The organism is Sphingomonas sp. PL20 (genome assembly GCF_017875905.1).
Taxonomy (GTDB): Bacteria; Pseudomonadota; Alphaproteobacteria; order Sphingomonadales; family Sphingomonadaceae; genus Sphingomonas; species Sphingomonas echinoides.
Genome location: NZ_JAGINH010000002.1, coordinates 290567 through 307789 on the forward strand (window position 1 = coordinate 290567; position 17223 = coordinate 307789).

10 protein-coding genes are annotated in these 17223 nt (G+C 66.7%); 3 read left to right on the top strand and 7 right to left on the bottom strand.

Translation table 11 applies throughout. The annotated features are described in order from the left end of the window. Positions 1-107: 107 nt before the first annotated feature. Positions 108-1175, top strand: coding sequence for a chorismate synthase (gene aroC, locus H4W01_RS01595; RefSeq protein ID WP_209609614.1), 1068 nt, complete (start codon positions 108-110; stop codon positions 1173-1175). An 83-nt stretch (positions 1176-1258) separates the two neighbouring features. Here aroC and H4W01_RS01600 read toward each other — a convergent pair whose 3' ends face one another. Next, positions 1259-1627 (bottom strand): hypothetical protein, encoded by a 369-nt coding sequence (locus tag H4W01_RS01600; protein ID WP_209609615.1) that lies wholly within the window; start codon positions 1625-1627, stop codon positions 1259-1261. 71 nt (positions 1628-1698) lie between these two features. On the opposite strand from H4W01_RS01600, the gene H4W01_RS01605 reads away from it, so the two are divergent. Continuing rightward, positions 1699-2997 carry an Hsp70 family protein gene (locus H4W01_RS01605; RefSeq protein ID WP_209609616.1) on the top strand — a complete coding sequence of 433 codons (1299 nt, stop codon included), beginning with the start codon at positions 1699-1701 and terminating at the stop codon, positions 2995-2997. A gap of 3 nt (positions 2998-3000) precedes the next feature. Here H4W01_RS01605 and H4W01_RS01610 read toward each other — a convergent pair whose 3' ends face one another. From H4W01_RS01610 to H4W01_RS01635, 6 genes are read right to left on the bottom strand one after another with little or no spacing between them, the layout of a single operon-like run. Next, complete coding sequence (locus H4W01_RS01610; RefSeq protein ID WP_209609617.1) at positions 3001-4932, bottom strand: alpha-L-fucosidase; 1932 nt, start codon at positions 4930-4932, stop codon at positions 3001-3003. An 18-nt stretch (positions 4933-4950) separates the two neighbouring features. Then, the gene (locus tag H4W01_RS01615) at positions 4951-7269 is read right to left on the bottom strand and encodes a GH92 family glycosyl hydrolase (protein WP_209609618.1); all 2319 of its coding nucleotides are present in this window, start codon (positions 7267-7269) and stop codon (positions 4951-4953) included. Then, the gene (locus H4W01_RS01620; protein WP_209609619.1) at positions 7266-8696 is read right to left on the bottom strand and encodes a glycoside hydrolase family 125 protein; all 1431 of its coding nucleotides are present in this window, start codon (positions 8694-8696) and stop codon (positions 7266-7268) included. The genes H4W01_RS01615 and H4W01_RS01620 overlap by 4 nt, the downstream gene beginning before the upstream one ends. Continuing rightward, positions 8693-11242 carry a glycoside hydrolase family 3 C-terminal domain-containing protein gene (locus H4W01_RS01625; protein WP_209609620.1) on the bottom strand — a complete coding sequence of 850 codons (2550 nt, stop codon included), beginning with the start codon at positions 11240-11242 and terminating at the stop codon, positions 8693-8695. Before H4W01_RS01625 ends, H4W01_RS01620 begins: the two co-directional genes overlap by 4 nt. Then, positions 11239-13842: a beta-mannosidase gene (locus tag H4W01_RS01630; protein WP_334685111.1), complete on the bottom strand. Its 2604-nt coding sequence runs from the start codon at positions 13840-13842 to the stop codon at positions 11239-11241. Before H4W01_RS01630 ends, H4W01_RS01625 begins: the two co-directional genes overlap by 4 nt. Then, on the bottom strand, positions 13842-16214 hold the full coding sequence (locus H4W01_RS01635; protein WP_435804034.1) for a beta-N-acetylhexosaminidase: 2373 nt from the start codon (positions 16212-16214) through the stop codon (positions 13842-13844). Before H4W01_RS01635 ends, H4W01_RS01630 begins: the two co-directional genes overlap by 1 nt. Positions 16215-16471: 257 nt before the next feature. Between H4W01_RS01635 and H4W01_RS01640 the strand changes: the two genes are divergently transcribed. Next, positions 16472-17209 (top strand): GntR family transcriptional regulator, encoded by a 738-nt coding sequence (locus H4W01_RS01640; RefSeq protein WP_209609621.1) that lies wholly within the window; start codon positions 16472-16474, stop codon positions 17207-17209. Positions 17210-17223: the final 14 nt, after the last annotated feature.

A 17223-nucleotide genomic window follows, 5' to 3' on the forward strand; every position in this document is an offset into this window, starting at 1 on the left:
GGAAGGGTGAGGGCGACAGCCATGATTGATCTAGCAGGCGTGGGTGTATCACCCTCACCCTCCCATGCTGCGCATGGGCCCCTCCCTCTCCCGTTGGGAGAGGGAAAGTGAGCGTCAACACATTCGGCCATCTCTTCCGCTTCACCACCTGGGGCGAATCGCACGGTCCGGCGATCGGCGCGGTGGTCGATGGGTGCCCGCCGGGGATCGCTTTGTCCGAAGCCGATGTGCAGCCGTGGCTCGACCAGCGTCGCCCCGGCACCTCGCGCTTCACCACGCAGCGGCAGGAGCCCGATCAGGTCCGCATCCTGTCGGGCGTGTTCGAGGGGCGCACGACCGGCACGCCGATCAGCCTGATGATCGAGAATGTCGATCAACGCTCCAAGGACTATTCGGAGGTCGCCAAGGCGTATCGCCCCGGCCATGCCGATTATGCCTATGACGCCAAATATGGCTTTCGCGATTATCGCGGCGGCGGGCGGTCCTCGGCGCGCGAGACCGCGTCGCGCGTGGCGGCGGGTGCGGTGGCGCGGCTGGTGATCCCCGAGGTGAGTATCACCGCCTGGGTCGAGGCGATTGGTGGCGACGCGATCGACCCCGCCAATTTCGATGCCGCCGAGATTGGCCGCAACCCATTCTTCTGCCCCGATCCGCACGCCGCTGCACGCTGGGAAGGGCTGGTCGATGCTGCGCGCAAGGCAGGCTCCTCGCTTGGCGCGGTGGTGGCCTGTGCGGCGACGGGCGTGCCGGCGGGCTGGGGCGCGCCGCTTTATGCTAAGCTCGATGCCGAACTGGCGGCGGCGTGCATGGGCATCAATGCGGTGAAGGGCGTCGAGATTGGCGATGGATTTGCCGCGGCGCGCTTGCGCGGTGAGGATAATGCCGATGCGATGCGCCCCGGCACCGATGGCCCGCAGTTCCTCGCCAACCATGCCGGGGGCATTGCTGGGGGGATTGCGACGGGGCAGCCGATCACGCTGCGCGTCGCGTTCAAGCCGACCAGTTCGATCCTCACCCCGGTCGAGACGATCGACCGCAATGGGACCGCCACCGAAATCATGACCAGAGGACGGCATGACCCGTGCGTTGGTATTCGCGGTGTGCCGGTGGTGGAGGCGATGGTTGCGTTAGTATTGGCGGATCACAAACTGCTGCATCGCGGACAATGCGGCTAAAGCAGGCCAGTCGTGGTCTCTGCGCGATAAAAGGAGCGACCGATCGATCGGCGACGCGTTGTTAGGTTCGACCCATTTGGTGGTCACTGATTTAAAGGACCAGAACCAATGCGTATTGCAACTTTGACCGGTATTGCGGCTTTGACCCTTTCGACTGCGGCGTTTGCGCAAACCACAACGCCCGCACCAGGCGCGCCGACCAGCACGGTGCCTACGACGCCATCGACGACGCCCGGTACCCCCGCGCCGACCACGACCACACCGGCGACCCCGGCTGCGGATCCGGCCACCACTCCGGCGGACCCGATGGCCGGTCCGACTACGACCACGCCGGATTCGACGATGACGACGCAGACGCCAACTGATCCGGCGACGCCGACGACGAAGAAGTCGAAAAAGCGCCCGATGTAATCAATCGCTGTAGTGCGGTTTCGGATCCCGGCCTTGCGCAAGCGAGGCCGGGATTTTTTGTGCCTGATGCTTTTGCGTGAACGCGGCTTTCCCCGTACAGGCCCCGCCGACCATGACCATTTCCTTGCCGTCCGCGATCGGACTCGACTTTGGGACCACCAATTCGGTGGTCGCCCTCGCCCAGCAGCCGGGCGCGGCCGACATGCTGCTGTTCGACGGGCCAGCTGCGCCCGGCGCGGTGTTCCGCTCGGCCTTGTGCCTGTGGGAGGAAGAGGGCGAGCCGCAGGGTTTGGCGAGCGAAGCGGGGCCATGGGCGATTGCGGAATATCTCGCCTTTCCGCAGGGCAGCCGCTTCCTGCAATCGTTCAAGTCGGTCGCCGCCAATGCGAGCTTCGAATATGCCAGCGTGTTCGAGCGGCGGTTCCGCTTTGAGGATCTGGGGCGTTTGTTCCTCGGCAAGATGTCGGGCCGCGCGCGCGGCGCGCTGAACGGCAAGACGTCGCGGCTGGTGGTCGGGCGTCCGGTGAAATTCGCCGGAAGTCGCCCGGACGAGGCGCTGGCGCGGACGCGTTATGATGCGATGTTCGGCCACCTCGCCGACGAAATCCATTATGTGTATGAGCCGATCGGCGCGGCGTTCAGCTATGCCTCGCGCATCACCGACCCCGCTACGATCCTGGTGGCGGATTTCGGTGGCGGCACCAGCGATTTTTCGGTGGTGCGGATCGATGTTCCGGGCGCGGCGCGGCGCTGCACGCCGCTTGGCCATGCCGGGGTCGGCATTGCCGGGGACCGCTTCGATTTCCGTATTGTCGATCATCTCGTCATGCCGCTGCTGGGCAAGGGCGGGTCGTATCGCTCGTTCGACAAGGTGCTCGATATTCCCGGCGGGTATTTCACCGATTTTGCCGACTGGTCGCGCCTCGCGCTGATGCGCAACCGCCGGACGATGGCCGAACTCGACAAATTGCGCCGCGTCGCGCTCGATCCAGAAGCGATCGGGCGGATGATCGCGATCATCGATCAGGAATTGGGCTATCAACTGTACGATGCGGTCGGTGCGTTGAAGCGCGCCTTGTCGCAGAGCGATGTGGCCGAGTTCCGCTTTGCGGGCGCGGGGCTGTCGATCGCGGCGGAGGTGCGGCGCGACGCGTTCGAGGCGTGGATCGCCCCCGACATCGCGCAGATGGAGCAAGCGGTCGACCAGGCGCTGGCCCGCGCCGAAACCGACGCGAGCGCCATCGACCGTGTGTTCCTGACCGGCGGCACCTCGCTCACCCCGCGCGTGCGACGGCTGTTCGTCGAACGTTTTGGGGACGAGCGCATCGCCGCCGGTGGTGAACTCACCTCGATCGCGCACGGCCTGGCGCTGATCGGCCAGCAGGACGATATCGCCGCCTGGGCGGCGTGACCGTCAGCGCTTGACCGTAAACGCTCCGATCCCGGCCAGCGCTATCGATCCCGTCGGCAGCGCGGGCGCGTCGAACGCCAGGCGCAGGAACCGCGCCTGGCGTGGGTGGTCGAAGGTCAGACGCTGCGTGGCGAGCGCATAAGCGATATTGGCGAGCTCGCCGCTGCCTGCGGCTTCCCACTGCGTGCCATCCAGGCTGGTCTCGCAGCGATAGTCGCGCGGCGGGGACACATCCTTGGCGATGGTGCGCGAGGGCGAGATGCTCACCCCGGCGAGCGGCACCACCTGTCCTATGTCGATCGTGACGCTGACGGGCGCTCCCGGCGTCGGGGCTGGGGTGGTCCAGCGCGTCGCAGCATCGTCATCGAGCAAGGCCTCGGCACCCGGCGTGGTGGCGGCGACAATGTGCCAGCCTTTGGTCGACAGGATCGTCGGGTCGCTCGACCGCGCCGGTGCAACCGCGACGGGTTGAACCTGACGGAACAAGGCGATCTCGCTGATTGCCGGGCAAGCGGGAGCCTCCAGGATGCGCAGCCGCACGCGGCGCGCAGTGATGGGCGCAGGCAAGCGGATGATGCGTTGTGCGCCAATGCACTCATGCTCGGCGAGCGTCTTCCATACGCCGCCTACCTCTGCATCGACCGCGAAGCGCGTTACGCGCACGCCGAGCGGCAGATATTCGCGGATGCGGATCAGATCGAAGTGGCGGCCGGGCGGCAGATCGAGCGTCAGCGACGGTGTGTGGTCGGCATCGGGCGTCGACCAATAGGTCTCGCGATTGCCGTCGAGCACGCGCGCGGCGCTGAACGCGGCGGCACGCTCCGCGCTGGCGTGGGCGACCGCGCCCTTGGCGAGATCATGGGCATAGGTCGCGGCTTGCGCATCGCCGAAGGAGCGCAGCACCGCGACATCGGTGTCGGCCAGCCGACCGCGCCGGTCGGGTGGCAGATTGAGGTTGAGGTTGGTGCCACGCCCGACCGATTCATCGAACAGCTTGAGCAGGCGCTCGGGCGTCTTGACCTTGGCGTCCTCATCGGCGTGGTAGAACCAGCCGGGGCGGATCGACACGTCGGTTTCGGCGGGCCACCATAAGGGGGCACCCCGCACGCCGCTATTGCCCTCCGACTGGACATAGGGGTGGTTGGGCATGGTCGGCCAGCACGGGTCTCCCGCCACGCCATCTTCATTGCCGACCCAGCGGATCTCGGCACCGAGCGGATCGAAGGTGCAGGCCATTGGCTGATATTTGTGAACCAGCGCGATCGTGGTCGGCCAGTCGTAATAAGCCGGGGCGTCGATCTTCCGGGTCTCGCGTGCGCCGCCATAATAGCCGTCGCCGCCATTGGCTCCGTCGAACCAGAATTCGAACAGTTCGCCATAGCGCGTGCAAAGCTCGACGATCTGCTTGCGGAAATAGTCGACATAGGCCGGGCGGCCATAGTCCGGGTGATGCCGGTCCCATGGCGACAGATAGAGGCCGAAGGCGAGGCCGGCGCGGCGCGTTGCCGCAGCCATTTCGCCGACGATATCGCCCTTGCCGTTCTTGTACGGCGTATTGCGGATGCAGCGTTCGGTCAGCAGCGTCGGCCACAGGCAGAAGCCGTCATGATGCTTGGCGGTGAGGATGATGCCGGTCATGCCCCCGGCCTTGGCCGCCGCTACGATCTGGTCGGCCGAGAAATCGGCCGGGTTGAACAGCGCCGGGTCCTCATCGCCATAGCCCCATTCCTTGTCGGTGAAGGTGTTGATGGAGAAATGGACGAAGGCATATTGCTGGCGCGTGTGCCAGACGAGCTGGCGCGGCGCGGGGGTGGCCCCCCAGGGCTGCGGCGCGCCGCTTGGTGCCTTATTGGCCAAAGCGGGCGTGGCGAGCGTCGGCAAAGCGGTGGCCGCAAGGCCGGAGGCGATTACGCCGCGACGCGAAGGATGGGTCATCGGGGAGGCTCCGGGAAATCAGGCCGTATGGCCGAAAGAGGGGGGACGATCGGCGCGCGCCGCACCGAAATTGGGGTTGGGCGTGGCCGACATGGTAAAGCGCAGCGTGCCGCCGCTGCTGAGCGTGCGGTGGTCGATCCAGCTCTTGGTCCATGGCTGGCCGTTCCACGAAACTGCCGTGACATAAGGCGTGTCGGCGCGATTGCCGGGGGCCTCGATCGTCAGCGTGCGGCCGGTGCCGACGCGCACCGTTGCGCGTTCGAACAAAGGCGAGCCGAACACATAGGCCGCCTCGACCGGATCGACCGGATAGAAGCCGAGCGCGGAAAAGACGAACCACGCGCTCATCTGGCCGCAATCATCATTGCCGATGATGCCATCGGGCGCGTTGCGGTACATTTCGGTGCAGAGCCGCCGTACCATCGCCTGCGTTTTCCACGGCTGGCCGACATAGGCATAGAGATAGGCGGCGTGCTGGTCGGGTTCGTTGCCGTGCGCATATTGGCCGACCAGCCCGGAAATGTCGGGCGGGGCATTGTCGGGCAGCGTCGAGGGTGCAGAGAAGAAGGCGTCGAGCTTTGCGGCGAACGCGGCATCGCCGCCGACATGCCCGATCCGGCCATAAATATCGTGCTGGTTGAGGAAGGTCGCCTGCCAGCCATTGGCCTCGGTATAATCGCGCCACCACGGCTTTGGCATATGGCCGAGCTGGACCGGGTCATAGGGTGTCCACCATGTGCCATCGGCGAAGCGCGGGCGGGCGAAGCCGGTGTCGCGGTCGATAACGTTGCGCCAATGGCCCGATCGCTTGAGCAGGCGCGCCGCGTCCGCCTCGGCCCCCGCCGCACGGGCGAGGTGTGACGAGGCCCAATCGTCATAGGCATATTCCTGCGTCCGGCTGACGCTTTCGAACACTTGGTCGGCCGGGACATAGCCGAGCTTGTCATAGGCTTCGCGGGCCAGGCTATTGTCCTGTTCGGGGGCCTTGAAATCGAAGCTGCGCTTGGCGATGGCGGGCCAGGCGGCGGCATAATCGGCAGGAATGCCCTTGGCCTGCGCCTCGGCGATGGGCACGACGCCGTGCCAGCCGATCATCGTGCCGGTTTCCTTGCCCTGCAGCGGCCACACCAACGGGCCGTAGGGCGATTGCTGGGTTTGGCGGATCAGATCGTCGATCAGGCTCTTGGTGCGTGCGGGCGCGATCAGCGTCAGCAGCGGGTGTAGCGCGCGATAAGTGTCCCACAGCGAATAGGTGCTGTAGGCGGCGCCGCCCGGCGGCACGGTGTGGATTTGCCCGTCCAGTCCGACATAGCGGCCATCGACATCCGAGAAGAGCGTGGGGGCAAGCTGCGCGTGATAGAGCGCCGAGGCCATGATCGTGCGCTGGTCGGCGCTGCCGCCTTCGACTTGCACCACGCCGAGCGCCTCCGCCCAACGCTGGCGGGCGGCGCGAAGCGTGCGGTCGAAATCCCAACGCGGGGCTTCTGCGGCAAGGTTGGCGCGCGCGCCCGCGACATCGACACCCGAAATGCCACAGCGCAGCAGAATCGGCGCGGCACCTGCGTCGTTCCAGTGCAGCGCCATTTTCAGGCGCTTGCCGGAGATGTGCGTGGTGCGGGCGGGTTGCTCGGCATCGCCATCGCCATAGAAGGTGACACGATCGGGCTGCCGCGAGCATTGCAGCGCGAAGTGGATGCGCCGCCCCTTGGCCCAGCGGAACACGCGGCGGCTGCCGGTGATGGTGCCGTCAGCGTCGATCGCGAGGCTCGCCTCATCGACCAAGGGCGCATGGTCCGACGTGTCGAGGATCAGATGCGACAGGTCGATCAGCACATGGCCCGGCCCTTTCGGGTAGCTATAGCGGTGCCAGCCGGTGCGATCGGTCGTGGTCAGTTCGGCGCGCACCCCCGATTCGAGCGTGACGCGATAGGAGCCGGGCTCGGCGATCTCGTTGGAATAGCGCTGGCGATAGCCCGCATCGGGATTGTCGAGTGGCCCGGGGGTGAGCTTGACCGGTCCGGTGGTCGGCACGACCAGCACGTCGAGCATGTCGCCGATCCCGGTGCCCGACAGATGCGTGTGGCTGAAGCCCATGATCGAGCCGTCGCCATGGTGATAGCCCGAACAGGTCGCCCAGCGCTCGACATCGGTATCGGGGCCGAGCTGGACCATGCCGAAGGGAAGCGATGGCCCGGGATAGGTATGGCCGTCGCCGCCGGTGCCGACGAACAGATTGGGGGCGGTCGCAGGGGCGCGGGCGTCGAGCCGCCATGGCAGCGCGCTGGCGAACAATGCGAGGGTGGAGCTGCTGAGCAGGGTACGGCGGTCGATGGTCACAGGGTACCTTCCAGCAAAGCGGGTCGGGTATTGGCGAGGCGGACGATCAGTTCGCCGAACAGGCCGTTGGCCCAGGCGAACCATGGCCGGGTGAATTTGGTGGAATCGTCCTGATCGAAGGTTTCGTGGATGAAGCCGGTGTCGGCATCGGTATCGCGCAGCGTTTTCAGGCAGGCGCGGATCACCGCAGGGTCCTCGCTCGACAGCGCACGGACGATCAGCGACATCGGCCAGATCTGGCGCAATCCGGCATGCGGGCCGCCAATGCCTTCGCCGGCTTTTCCCTTGAAGAAATAGGGGTTGTCCGGCCCCCAGGCGGCGGCCTGGGTGCGCTGCCACAGCGGATCGGTCTGGGCGACGCAGCCGAGATAGGCGAGGCCGGAGAGCGAGGGGACGTTGGCATCGTCCATGAAAATCGCATTGCCGAAGCCGTCGACCTCATAGGCCCACACTTCGCGCCCGTCGCGCAGCCGCATCCGGCCATGCTCGAGCAGCGCCTGCTCGATCTCGGCGGCAAGTGCGGTGGCGTCCTGCGCCAAGGCCGCATCGCCGCGCGCGCCCTGCGCCACCACCGCCAGCTCACGCAAAGCGCTGACCGCGAACAGATTGGCGGGGATGAGATACGGGTAGAGGCAAGCATCGTCCGAGGGGCGGAAGCCGCAATGGATGAGGCCGACGGGGCGCGACGGATTGCCATAGCCGTCGAGCGGCTGGGTTTCGGTATTGCGATCGGAGTCGCGCAGGAAGCGGTAGGGGCCGGGGCCATGCTTGCGCTGCTGTTCGCGGAAGGTGGCGATGCTGAGCCGCGCCGCCGCCGCCCAGCGCGCGTCGAACGGGGCGGGGTCGCGCGTCGCCTGCCAATAGCCGTGCGCCAGCCGCATCGGATAGCAGAGCGAGTCGATCTCCCATTTGCGCTCGGCGACCCCGGGCTTCATCTCGGTCTTGTCGTCCTTCGCCCAGCCGAGATTGGTTCGGGCCGACGGATCTTCCATGAAGGCGTTGGCATAAGGGTCGATCAGGATCGAGCGCGCCTGTCGCGCGATCAGGCCGTGAAACAGCGTGCGCAAAACGGGATCGTCGCGCACGAGATGGAGATAGGGCGCGAGCTGCGCCGAGGAATCGCGCAGCCACAGGCAGGGGATGTCTCCGGTGATGACGAACGCATCGGGCGCGCCGTCGACCGTGCTCATCCGCACCGTGGTGTCCAGCGTGTTGGGATAGCAATTGGCGAACATCCAGCGCAGCTTGGGGTCGCCGATCTTGGCCGAGACGCGCGCGATCTCGCGCTCGACCGCGCGGCTGGTGAACAGCCGTTCCTTGACTGGCGGGCGCTTGCTGGGGAGCGGCGCTGCGGCGAGCGCGGGGGAGGCGACGAGCGCGGCCCCCGCCGCACTGCCGAGGAGGGTTTCACGCCTGGTCAGGATCATTTGTGCAATTCCTGCCGGGTACCGGTAATGGTCAGGTCGATCCAACTACCGGGCGCGCTGCCCGGCTGGCCGCCGCCGACGAACAGGCGGTAAGCGCCGGGCTCGACCGCGCGCGTACCGTCGCGCGCGACCAGGCTGAGGCTGCGCGGATCGAGCGTGAAGCTGGCATCGCCCGCCTTGCCGCGCGCGATCGCCAGCCGCTGGAAGCCCACCAACTGGCGCTGGAGCACCGGGGTAGTGAAGCCAGCCCCCTTGGCGGCAGGCGGGACCAGATAGGCTTGTACCACCTCCTCACCGTCGCGCGTGCCGACATTGGCGACGCGCACGCGCACCGTTGCGCTTTGCCCGGCGGCGACGCTGATCGCTTTGGTCGGGGCGGTATAAGCGAAGCGCGTGTAGCTGAGGCCATGGCCGAAGCCCCACACCGGCGTGCCGGTGAAGTAGCGATAGGTGCGCTCCTTCATGCCGTAATCGACAAAGGCAGGCAGGTCGGCGGTGTGGGCGTAGAAGGTGACGGGCAAGCGCCCCGAGGGGTTGTTGCGCCCGGCCAGTGTCTCGGCGATCGCGGTGCCGCCGGATTCGCCGGGATACCAGGCAGCGAGGATCGCGTCGGCATCGGTGGGATCGAGCGCGACGGCGCTGCCGCTGGTCAGCACCAGCACCAGCGGCTTGCCGGTCGCCTTGAGCGCGGCGATCAGGCGTTGCTGGGCGTGCGGCAGCGCGATGTCGGTGCGGTCACCGCCGACAAAGCCTGGCACGCTGACCGAGAGCGCTTCACCCTCCAGATCGGGCGAGAGGCCGACCGAGACGACCACTACGTCGGCGGCCTTGGCGGCGGCCACGGCCTCGGCGATCAGCGGCTCGGCGGGGGGCAGCCACAAGAGCCGCACGCCTTCATCGTCGCTGACATGGTCGAGTTCGAGCTTGAACGGCACGGCGTGGCCGTCGCTGTCGAACGCGACTTCGATCCGGCCCTTCTGGATCTCGCCGGTCGCGACTTGCTTGCCGTCGATCCACAGCCGCGCGGCATCGTGCGCCTTGCAATATTTCCAGCAGGCGGGTGCGTCGATGACGAGGCGGTAGGCACCGGGGCCGGGCGGGACCAGTTCGCCGGTCCAGCGCGCGCTCCATTGCGCCCCCAGACCGGGGGCGGGGACGGCCCGGTTGAGGTCATGGTCGATATGGCGCTCGCGCCGGGTGACGACGGGTTTCCCTGCGACGCGGGGGGCTGCGAAATATTCGGCCTGGAGGCCGGGCGCGCCGTTCCAGCGCAAGGCGGTTTCGGGAACAAGCACCGCCGCACCATCGGCGAGCAGCGAGCCTTGCGCATAAAGGACGTTTTCCGCGCCGAATTGCTGGCGCAGGCCCTCGAGCGGAGTCACCGGCGAGATCGCGGTGCCGTGATAATTGCCCTGCAATACGCCAATGTCGTCGGCATCGGCGCCGATCAGCGCGATGCGCGTACCGATCTTCAGCGGCAGCCGATCGCCCTCATTCTTGAGCAGCACGATGGCCTTGCGCGCTGCTTCCAGCGCGACGGCGTGGTGTTCGGGCGTGCCGATGTCCCTGGGCGAAATGCGCGCCCAGGGGCTGGTCGCACCAAAAGCGATGCCGAGTGCCTTGCGCGCGGCCATCGCGCGGTCGAACGCGGTGTCGATGTCCTGACTGGTGACCAGGCCGCGCTGGAGCGCTTCGGGCAGCGCTGCATAGGTGTTGCCGCAATTGAGATCGGTCCCGCCCTTGAGCGAGGCCGCCGCCGCGCCCGCCGCATCCAGCCGGTAATGGTGGAACAAATGGACATTGGCGACGGCGTCGCAATCCGACACGGTGAAGCCGGTAAAGCCCCAGTCGTGGCGCAGCCGATCGACCATCAGCGGCGCATTGGCGCAGGCGGGGACGCCGTGGATGGAGTTATAGGCGCACATCAGCGACTGCGCCTTGCCCTCGGTCACCGCCAGACGGAAGGCGGGGAGGTAGGTCGCTTCCAAGTCTTGTGGCGAGGGGTCGACATCGAAGCCGTCGCGTCCCGCTTCGGGGCCGCTATGCACCACGAAATGCTTGGGCGTGGCGATGACCTTGGGGTGCTTCGGGTCTGGCCCCTGCAGGCCGGTGATGAAGGCGACACCGAGATGGCCGGTGAGATAGGGATCCTCGCCATAGGTCTCTTGCCCGCGGCCCCAGCGCGGATCGCGGAAGATGTTGATGTTGGGCGACCAGATCGTCAGCCCTTGATAGATTTTGCGATCGGCCGCGACCGGTTGCGCGTTGAACTTGGCGCGGGCTTCGGTCGCGACGACATCGCCGATGCGGTTGAGCAACGGCGCGTCCCACGTCGCGGCCATGCCGATCGCCTGCGGGAACACGGTGGCATAGCCATTGCGCGCGAGGCCGTGCAGGCCTTCATTCCACCAGTCATACGCCGGCAGCCCGGCGGCGGGATCGGCGGGCGCGCTGCTTTGCAGCTGGGCCGCCTTTTGCGCGGTGGTCAGCGTTTCGGGGGCGGGAGCGACTTGCGCGGCCTCGGCGGCGAGCAACATCCAGATCATCGACGGGATCCCAGCGAACGGAGGGTGAGGGCGGCGGCCAGCGCCGTGGGCGACGCCGTGGACGTCACGGTGACGGTGCGGCTTTCGCCCGGCAATAGGTCAAAGCCGTCATCGGAGGGATGCGCGCCGATTTGGCCGAAATCGAGCATCACTGCGCGGGCGAGCGCGGTGCTGTGGAGGGTGACGCTCTTGCCACTCCACGTCGCGGTCAGGCCGGGATCGGGATAGTGCATCGTCTTGGGCACGCCGCGCTCGATGATGGCGCGGCTGACCACGGCATCGCCGACCAGCAATTCGGCGACGGCATAGCTGCTGGCGGCATCGGCCCCGGCGAACAGCGTCGCATCGTCGAGTTTGGCGACATCGGTCGCGGACAAAGCGGGCATGCTTGCCGCCGCGCCCTGTTCGCCAAGCGGCTTGCCCGCCATGTCGAACGCGCGGACGCGCCAGCGCGCCGCGATCGGCGTGACCGCATCCGACACCAAGGCGATGCGCGTTGCCGCGTCCTTATGTTCGGCGACGATCACTTGCGGCGCGAAGAAGCGGCGCGCGGCATAATGGAGCAGCTTCCAGCGGCCGTCATAATCGACGCTCGACCAGGAGATGGACGGCCATACGTCGTTGAGCTGCCAATAGAGCGACCCCATCGTCACCGGGCGACAGGAGCGGTGGTGGAGCGCTGCGAGCGCGATCGCCTCGGCCTGGTTGACCTGGCTGAGATAGACGAAGTCGGCAATGTCCTTGGGCTCGCCCAGCCGGTTGCGAATATACATCAACAGGCGTTCATTGCCCTCACCGGCCAGGAACTTCTGGTGCGCTTTCAACACCGGGCTGTCGGGCGTGAGCGGGCCATTCCCGGCAAAGGCGCGCACCGTCGCCATTTCGGGCATCGCCTGGAAGCCGTATTCGGACATGAAGCGCGGGCACGCGTCGAGATAGCGCTCGACCGGCTTGGAGCCCGACCACACATCCCAGAAATGGCGGTCGCCCGCCGCATCGGTATCGACCGGACCTTCATAATCGGTCGAGGGCGAGCCTGGCCAATAGGGCGTGCCGGGCGAGCGCGTCAGCACCGCATCGCGCAGCACGCGATCGAACAGCACCGCCATGCCAGCGCCGATGCGTTCCTGCTCATCGGCACCGATCGCCTTTTTGAAGGCCTTGCGGTCACCCCAATTCTCCCAGCCCGACAGCACTTCATTGCCGCCCGACCAGAGAACGATCGAGGGATGGTTGCCGAGCCGCTCGACCTGTTGCTCGGCCTCGATCCGCACATTCTCGCGATAGGTGGCATCGGGCGGGGTGATGGCACCGCCGAACATAAAGTCCTGCCACACCATCAATCCGAGTTCGTCGGCTTGATCGTAAAACGCATCGTCGAGATAGTAACCGCCGCCCCAGATGCGCAGCATGTTCATATTGGCGTCGCGCGCGGCGGTGAGCAGCGGGCGCAGCGATGCGGGGGTGACGCGCGCCGGGAAGCTGTCGAACGGGATGACGTTCGCGCCCTTGGCGAAGATCGGGATGCCGTTGACGCGAAAGCCGATCGCGCCGCCGCCACGGATCAATTCGACCGTGCGCAGGCCGATGCGGCGCTCGGCAGTGTCGGTCGCTTCGCCATTCTGATTGAGCGTTGCGGCGACGCGGTAGAGCGGCTGCGTGCCATAGCCGACTGGCTGCCAGCGCTGCGGGTTGGCGACGGTGATCGGCACCGACACGGCGTTGCTGCCGGCGGCGAGTGTCACTTGCTGCACGACCTGCTGCTGCGATCCGTCGGGCGCGGTCAGCGTGAGGCGGACATTGGCAACGGTCTCGCGATCGGCCTGGATAACGGCCTTGGCGGAGAGGCGCGCCTCGCGATCGTTGAGCGCATCCTGATCGATGCGCAGCGTGTCGATCCGCGCACTGTCCCACGCCTCCAGCCGCACCGGACGCCACGGGCCGACGTTGAGGATGCGCGGACCCCAATCCCAGCCATAATGGTATTTGGGCTTGCGGATATAAGGCGAGGTCTGGCGGCCCTTGGGCTCATCGCCATAAGCGGAATCATATTCGCCGGGCAGCGACGCCTTTTGTGCCAGCACCATCGGTTGCAGCGTTTTGATCGGCGCGGCGAAGGTGATGAGGATCTCGTTCGCGCCCGCTTTGAGCAGCGGCTTGGCCGCGATCCGCCAGCGGCGGTGGGCATTGTCGGCGGTAAGCGCGAGCTGCCCGTTGATCGCCACGGTGGCGAAGGTGTCGAGCCCGTCGAACACCAGATCGAGATGATCGCGCGCGAGCATCGCGGGTGTTACCTGCAGCGTCCGGCGATAGTGCCAGTCGGTGCGCCCGACCCACTGGATCGCGGCTTCGTTGGTGGCAAGGAACGGATCGGGCACGCGGTGGCGCGCGATCAGATCCTGCTGAATGCTGCCCGGCACATGCGCCGGGAACCAGCGCGTCTGTTCCTTATGCGCGATGGTGGCAGCGCTGTCCGATGGCGCGATCCGCGCCTGCCAGCCATCGTTGAGGCTGAGGGTGGTGCGCGGTGCGGCGGCAAGCGGCGCTGCCGCGCCCGCGAGCAGTGCGGCGAGGATCGCGCGGCGCAGCGTCCTGCGCATCACCGGCGCTCGGTCAGTTGGACCGACGCCACGGCATAATAAGGCTCGGCGACGGGCGAGGTGAACTGGAAGCACAAGTCACGGTTCCCGGTCAGCTGCGGCAAGGTGCCCTTGAACGTCATCTTGGTCGGCGATGCGGCGGGATCGGGGAGCGGGAAGGTCGCGACCACGACGGGTTTGGGGGCATCCTTGTCGGGCGCGCCCTTGCGGCCTGCCTGGCATCCGGCGAGCACGACCAGTTCGCCATGCGCGGTGACGCTATAGGGCTCGCGCACGGCCGATGCCTCATGCGCCAGGCCGTAATGGCGCGCCAGGCGCGCGACCTCGATCGTGAAACCCCCGGCCACGTCCAGCGGGGCCGCCGGATAGGCGCTGCACGTATCGAACAGGTTGACGTTGAAAGCGGGGCCGTTGCTTTCGGCATCCGCAGTCAGCGGCACGCGCAGCCCCAGCGCGCCGCGCGGACAGGAGACGAGATCGGAGGCATTGCGATACAACAGCGCGCTGCGGCTCGTCGCGAAATCGCGGATGCGCGCGGTGGCGATGCCGTCTGTGTCAAAGGCGGCGGCCTTGATCGTCGCGCCCGGGACGAGGCTGAGGGGTGCTGCATAAACGGGCGAGCGTGCGGTCGGCGTAGTGCCGTCCAGCGTATAGCGGATCGTGCCGACCGGGACTTGCGTAGCGAGCGCAACGGTCACTTTATTTGCCCGCAGCGCATCGCCGCGCGCGCCTTGCAGGGCGTAGGTTACCGCAAAGGCGCTATCGGCCACCTCAATCCCACCGCGCCGCCAGCGCGCCGCCTGCGGGGCCAGCCGCGCCGCGAAGCTCGTGAAATCGCGCGGCGCGTTCGACCAGGTGTTCTCGGCGAGCGCCGCCGCGCGCGGGAAGATCGCGTGTTGGATTTGATAGGGCGTGACGAGATATTCGCTCCACGCATTGACCTGCGCGCCCAGCACATGTTTCGCGCGGGCCCCATCGATGCCCTTGGGCAGCGGATCATAGGCATAGACATCCGCCAACGTCTGGATGGACAAGCGGCCGGGCGGTTCGTCACGCTGGTCGCTTTGCAGGCTGTCGACGTACAGCGTCGGGGCTGGGGTCAGCACGACATCGTGTCCGGCATTGGCGGCATCGACCGCGCCCTTTTCGCCACGCCACGACATGACCGAAGCCGAGGGCGGCAGCCCGCCTTCGAGGATTTCGTCCCAGCCGATCAGGCGGCGGCCCTTGCTGGCGAGATAGCGGCCGAATTCGTCGATCAGCCAGCTTTGCAGCGCATTTTCGGTCTTGAGGCCGAGCTTGGCCATCTGCGCCTGGACTTCGGGCGAGCGTTCCCACTGATCCTTGACCGCTTCGTCGCCACCGAGATGGATGAAGCTGCCGGGGAACACCGCCATCACTTCATCGAGCACATTCTCGACAAAGCTAACGCCCTTGGGGCCGGGGTTGAGCAGATAGGGATTGACCCCCCAATCGTGCGACACCACCGGACGATCCCCGAACACGCCGATCTCAGGATAGGCCGCGACCAGCGCCTGCGCATGGCCGGGCAGATCGATTTCGGGGACAATGGTGATGCCGCGCTCGGCGGCATAGCGGACCAGATCCCGCAGTTCGGCCTGGGTGTAGAAACCGCCGACGCGCGTCGCCGGGGCGGGGCCGCCGGTGCTTGGCGGCGCGCGGAACGCACCCAGTTCGGTCAGCTTGGGATAGCGTTTCACTTCGAAGCGCCAGCCCTGATCGTCGGTCAAATGGAGATGCAGCACGTTGAGCTTCACCGCGACCATCTGGTCGACGATTTGGTAGAGCGAGGGCAATGGCTGAAAATGCCGCGCAACATCGACCATCACGCCGCGCCAGGCAAAGCGCGGCGCGTCACGGATATCGACGCCGGGGACGGTGACGGGTTTGCCGAACGCCTGATCGGGGCTGAGCAATTGCGCCAGCGTCATCGCGCCATAGACGAAACCGCCGCGCGCCGAAGCCGCGATCCGGATGCCGCTGGCATCGGCGGTCAGGCGATACGCCTCCGCGCCGACAATCGCGGGGTCGCGCACGAAGCGGACCACCGCTCCGGTGCTGGTGGTGCGCAGCGTCAGCCCGCGCGTGTTGCCGACTTGCGCGATCAGCAGGCGCGCGGCGGCTTCGGCTTCGGCGTCGCCGCTGGGTACGGCAACGCCCGCGCCATTGGCGATGGTGATGCTGTCGGCGGTGCGCGTGATCGTGGCGGGAAGCGGGAGCAAGGGGAGGGGCGCTGGCGTGGTTTGTGCCGTCGCCGATGCGGTGATCAGCAGCGAGGACAGCATTCCGAGCGTAGCACCGCACCGCCGAAAATTGCGCTCCGCGGTGCCGCGCTGCTTGCTTTGCATCATAAAATCTCCCTGCCGCCGCTCTGGCGTATCTTTGGCTCGAAGTGTAACCAATATAAGTCCACTTGCAAGCGGACGGGATAACGGTTTTTGATATAAAACGGCGGTATCGACCGGTGCGGCATGCGTGCAGAGCATACCAATATGAAATCGCAACAATCCCGATTGCTCACCTGCCACGCTTTGATTAGGCTGGCCGCTCACACAGCGACGCACGTACGGGACGGGGGCGTTCTACGGCGCGGCGAAAGGGATGGGCATTGGCGTTTTCGCAACAAATCGGACAGTTTCGCGAAGGCAATCCGGCACCGCTCTACCTGCAGCTCCAGCATCTCATCCGCGAGGCTATCGCGCACGATGTGCTGGCGCAAGACGATGCGATTCCCGCCGAGCGCGACCTGGCGGTCGAATATGATATTTCGCGCATCACCGTGCGCAAGGCGATTGGTGGGCTGGTCGAGGAAGGGTTGCTGACGCGGCGGCGCGGTGCGGGCACCTTCGTCACCGGGCGCGTGGAAAAGAGCTTTTCCAAGCTGTCGTCCTTTTCCGAAGACATGGCGGCGCGCGGCAAGACCGCGTCGAGCAGCTGGATCAGCCGGGCAGCGGGGACGGTCGACCCCGATGAAGCGATGTCGCTGGGCCTGTCGCCGGGGACGCCGGTCTATCGCTTTCACCGCATCCGCTATGCCGATGACCAACCGATGGCGCTCGAATTCTCGACCATCGCCGGTTACTGCCTGCCCGGCATCGGCGCGGTCGAGGACTCGCTCTATACCGCGCTCGACAAGGCAGGCAGCCGCCCGGTGCGCGCGCTGCAGCGGTTGCGCGCGGTGCCGTTCGGGCCCGAACATGCCAAGATGCTGGGCGTCAGCGCGGGGCATCCGGGCTTGCTGATCGAGCGCCGTGGCTTCCTGAAGGATGGCCGCGCGGCGGAATTCACCCGGTCTTATTATCGCGGTGACGCCTACGACTTCGTCGCCGAACTGTCCGACCTGTAGCCGCGTTCGCGCGC

What these genes read in the sequence shown, in the direction of transcription:
- H4W01_RS01610 (WP_209609617.1), bottom strand. Translation starts at nt 4,932, where the DNA reads ATGACCCATCCTTCGCGTCGCGGCGTAATCGCCTCCGGCCTTGCGGCC.
- H4W01_RS01625 (WP_209609620.1), bottom strand. Translation starts at nt 11,242, where the DNA reads ATGATCTGGATGTTGCTCGCCGCCGAGGCCGCGCAAGTCGCTCCCGCC.
- H4W01_RS01620 (WP_209609619.1), bottom strand. Translation starts at nt 8,696, where the DNA reads ATGATCCTGACCAGGCGTGAAACCCTCCTCGGCAGTGCGGCGGGGGCC.
- H4W01_RS01635 (WP_435804034.1), bottom strand. Translation starts at nt 16,214, where the DNA reads ATGATGCAAAGCAAGCAGCGCGGCACCGCGGAGCGCAATTTTCGGCGG.
- H4W01_RS01605 (WP_209609616.1), top strand. Translation starts at nt 1,699, where the DNA reads ATGACCATTTCCTTGCCGTCCGCGATCGGACTCGACTTTGGGACCACC.
- H4W01_RS01630 (WP_334685111.1), bottom strand. Translation starts at nt 13,842, where the DNA reads ATGCGCAGGACGCTGCGCCGCGCGATCCTCGCCGCACTGCTCGCGGGC.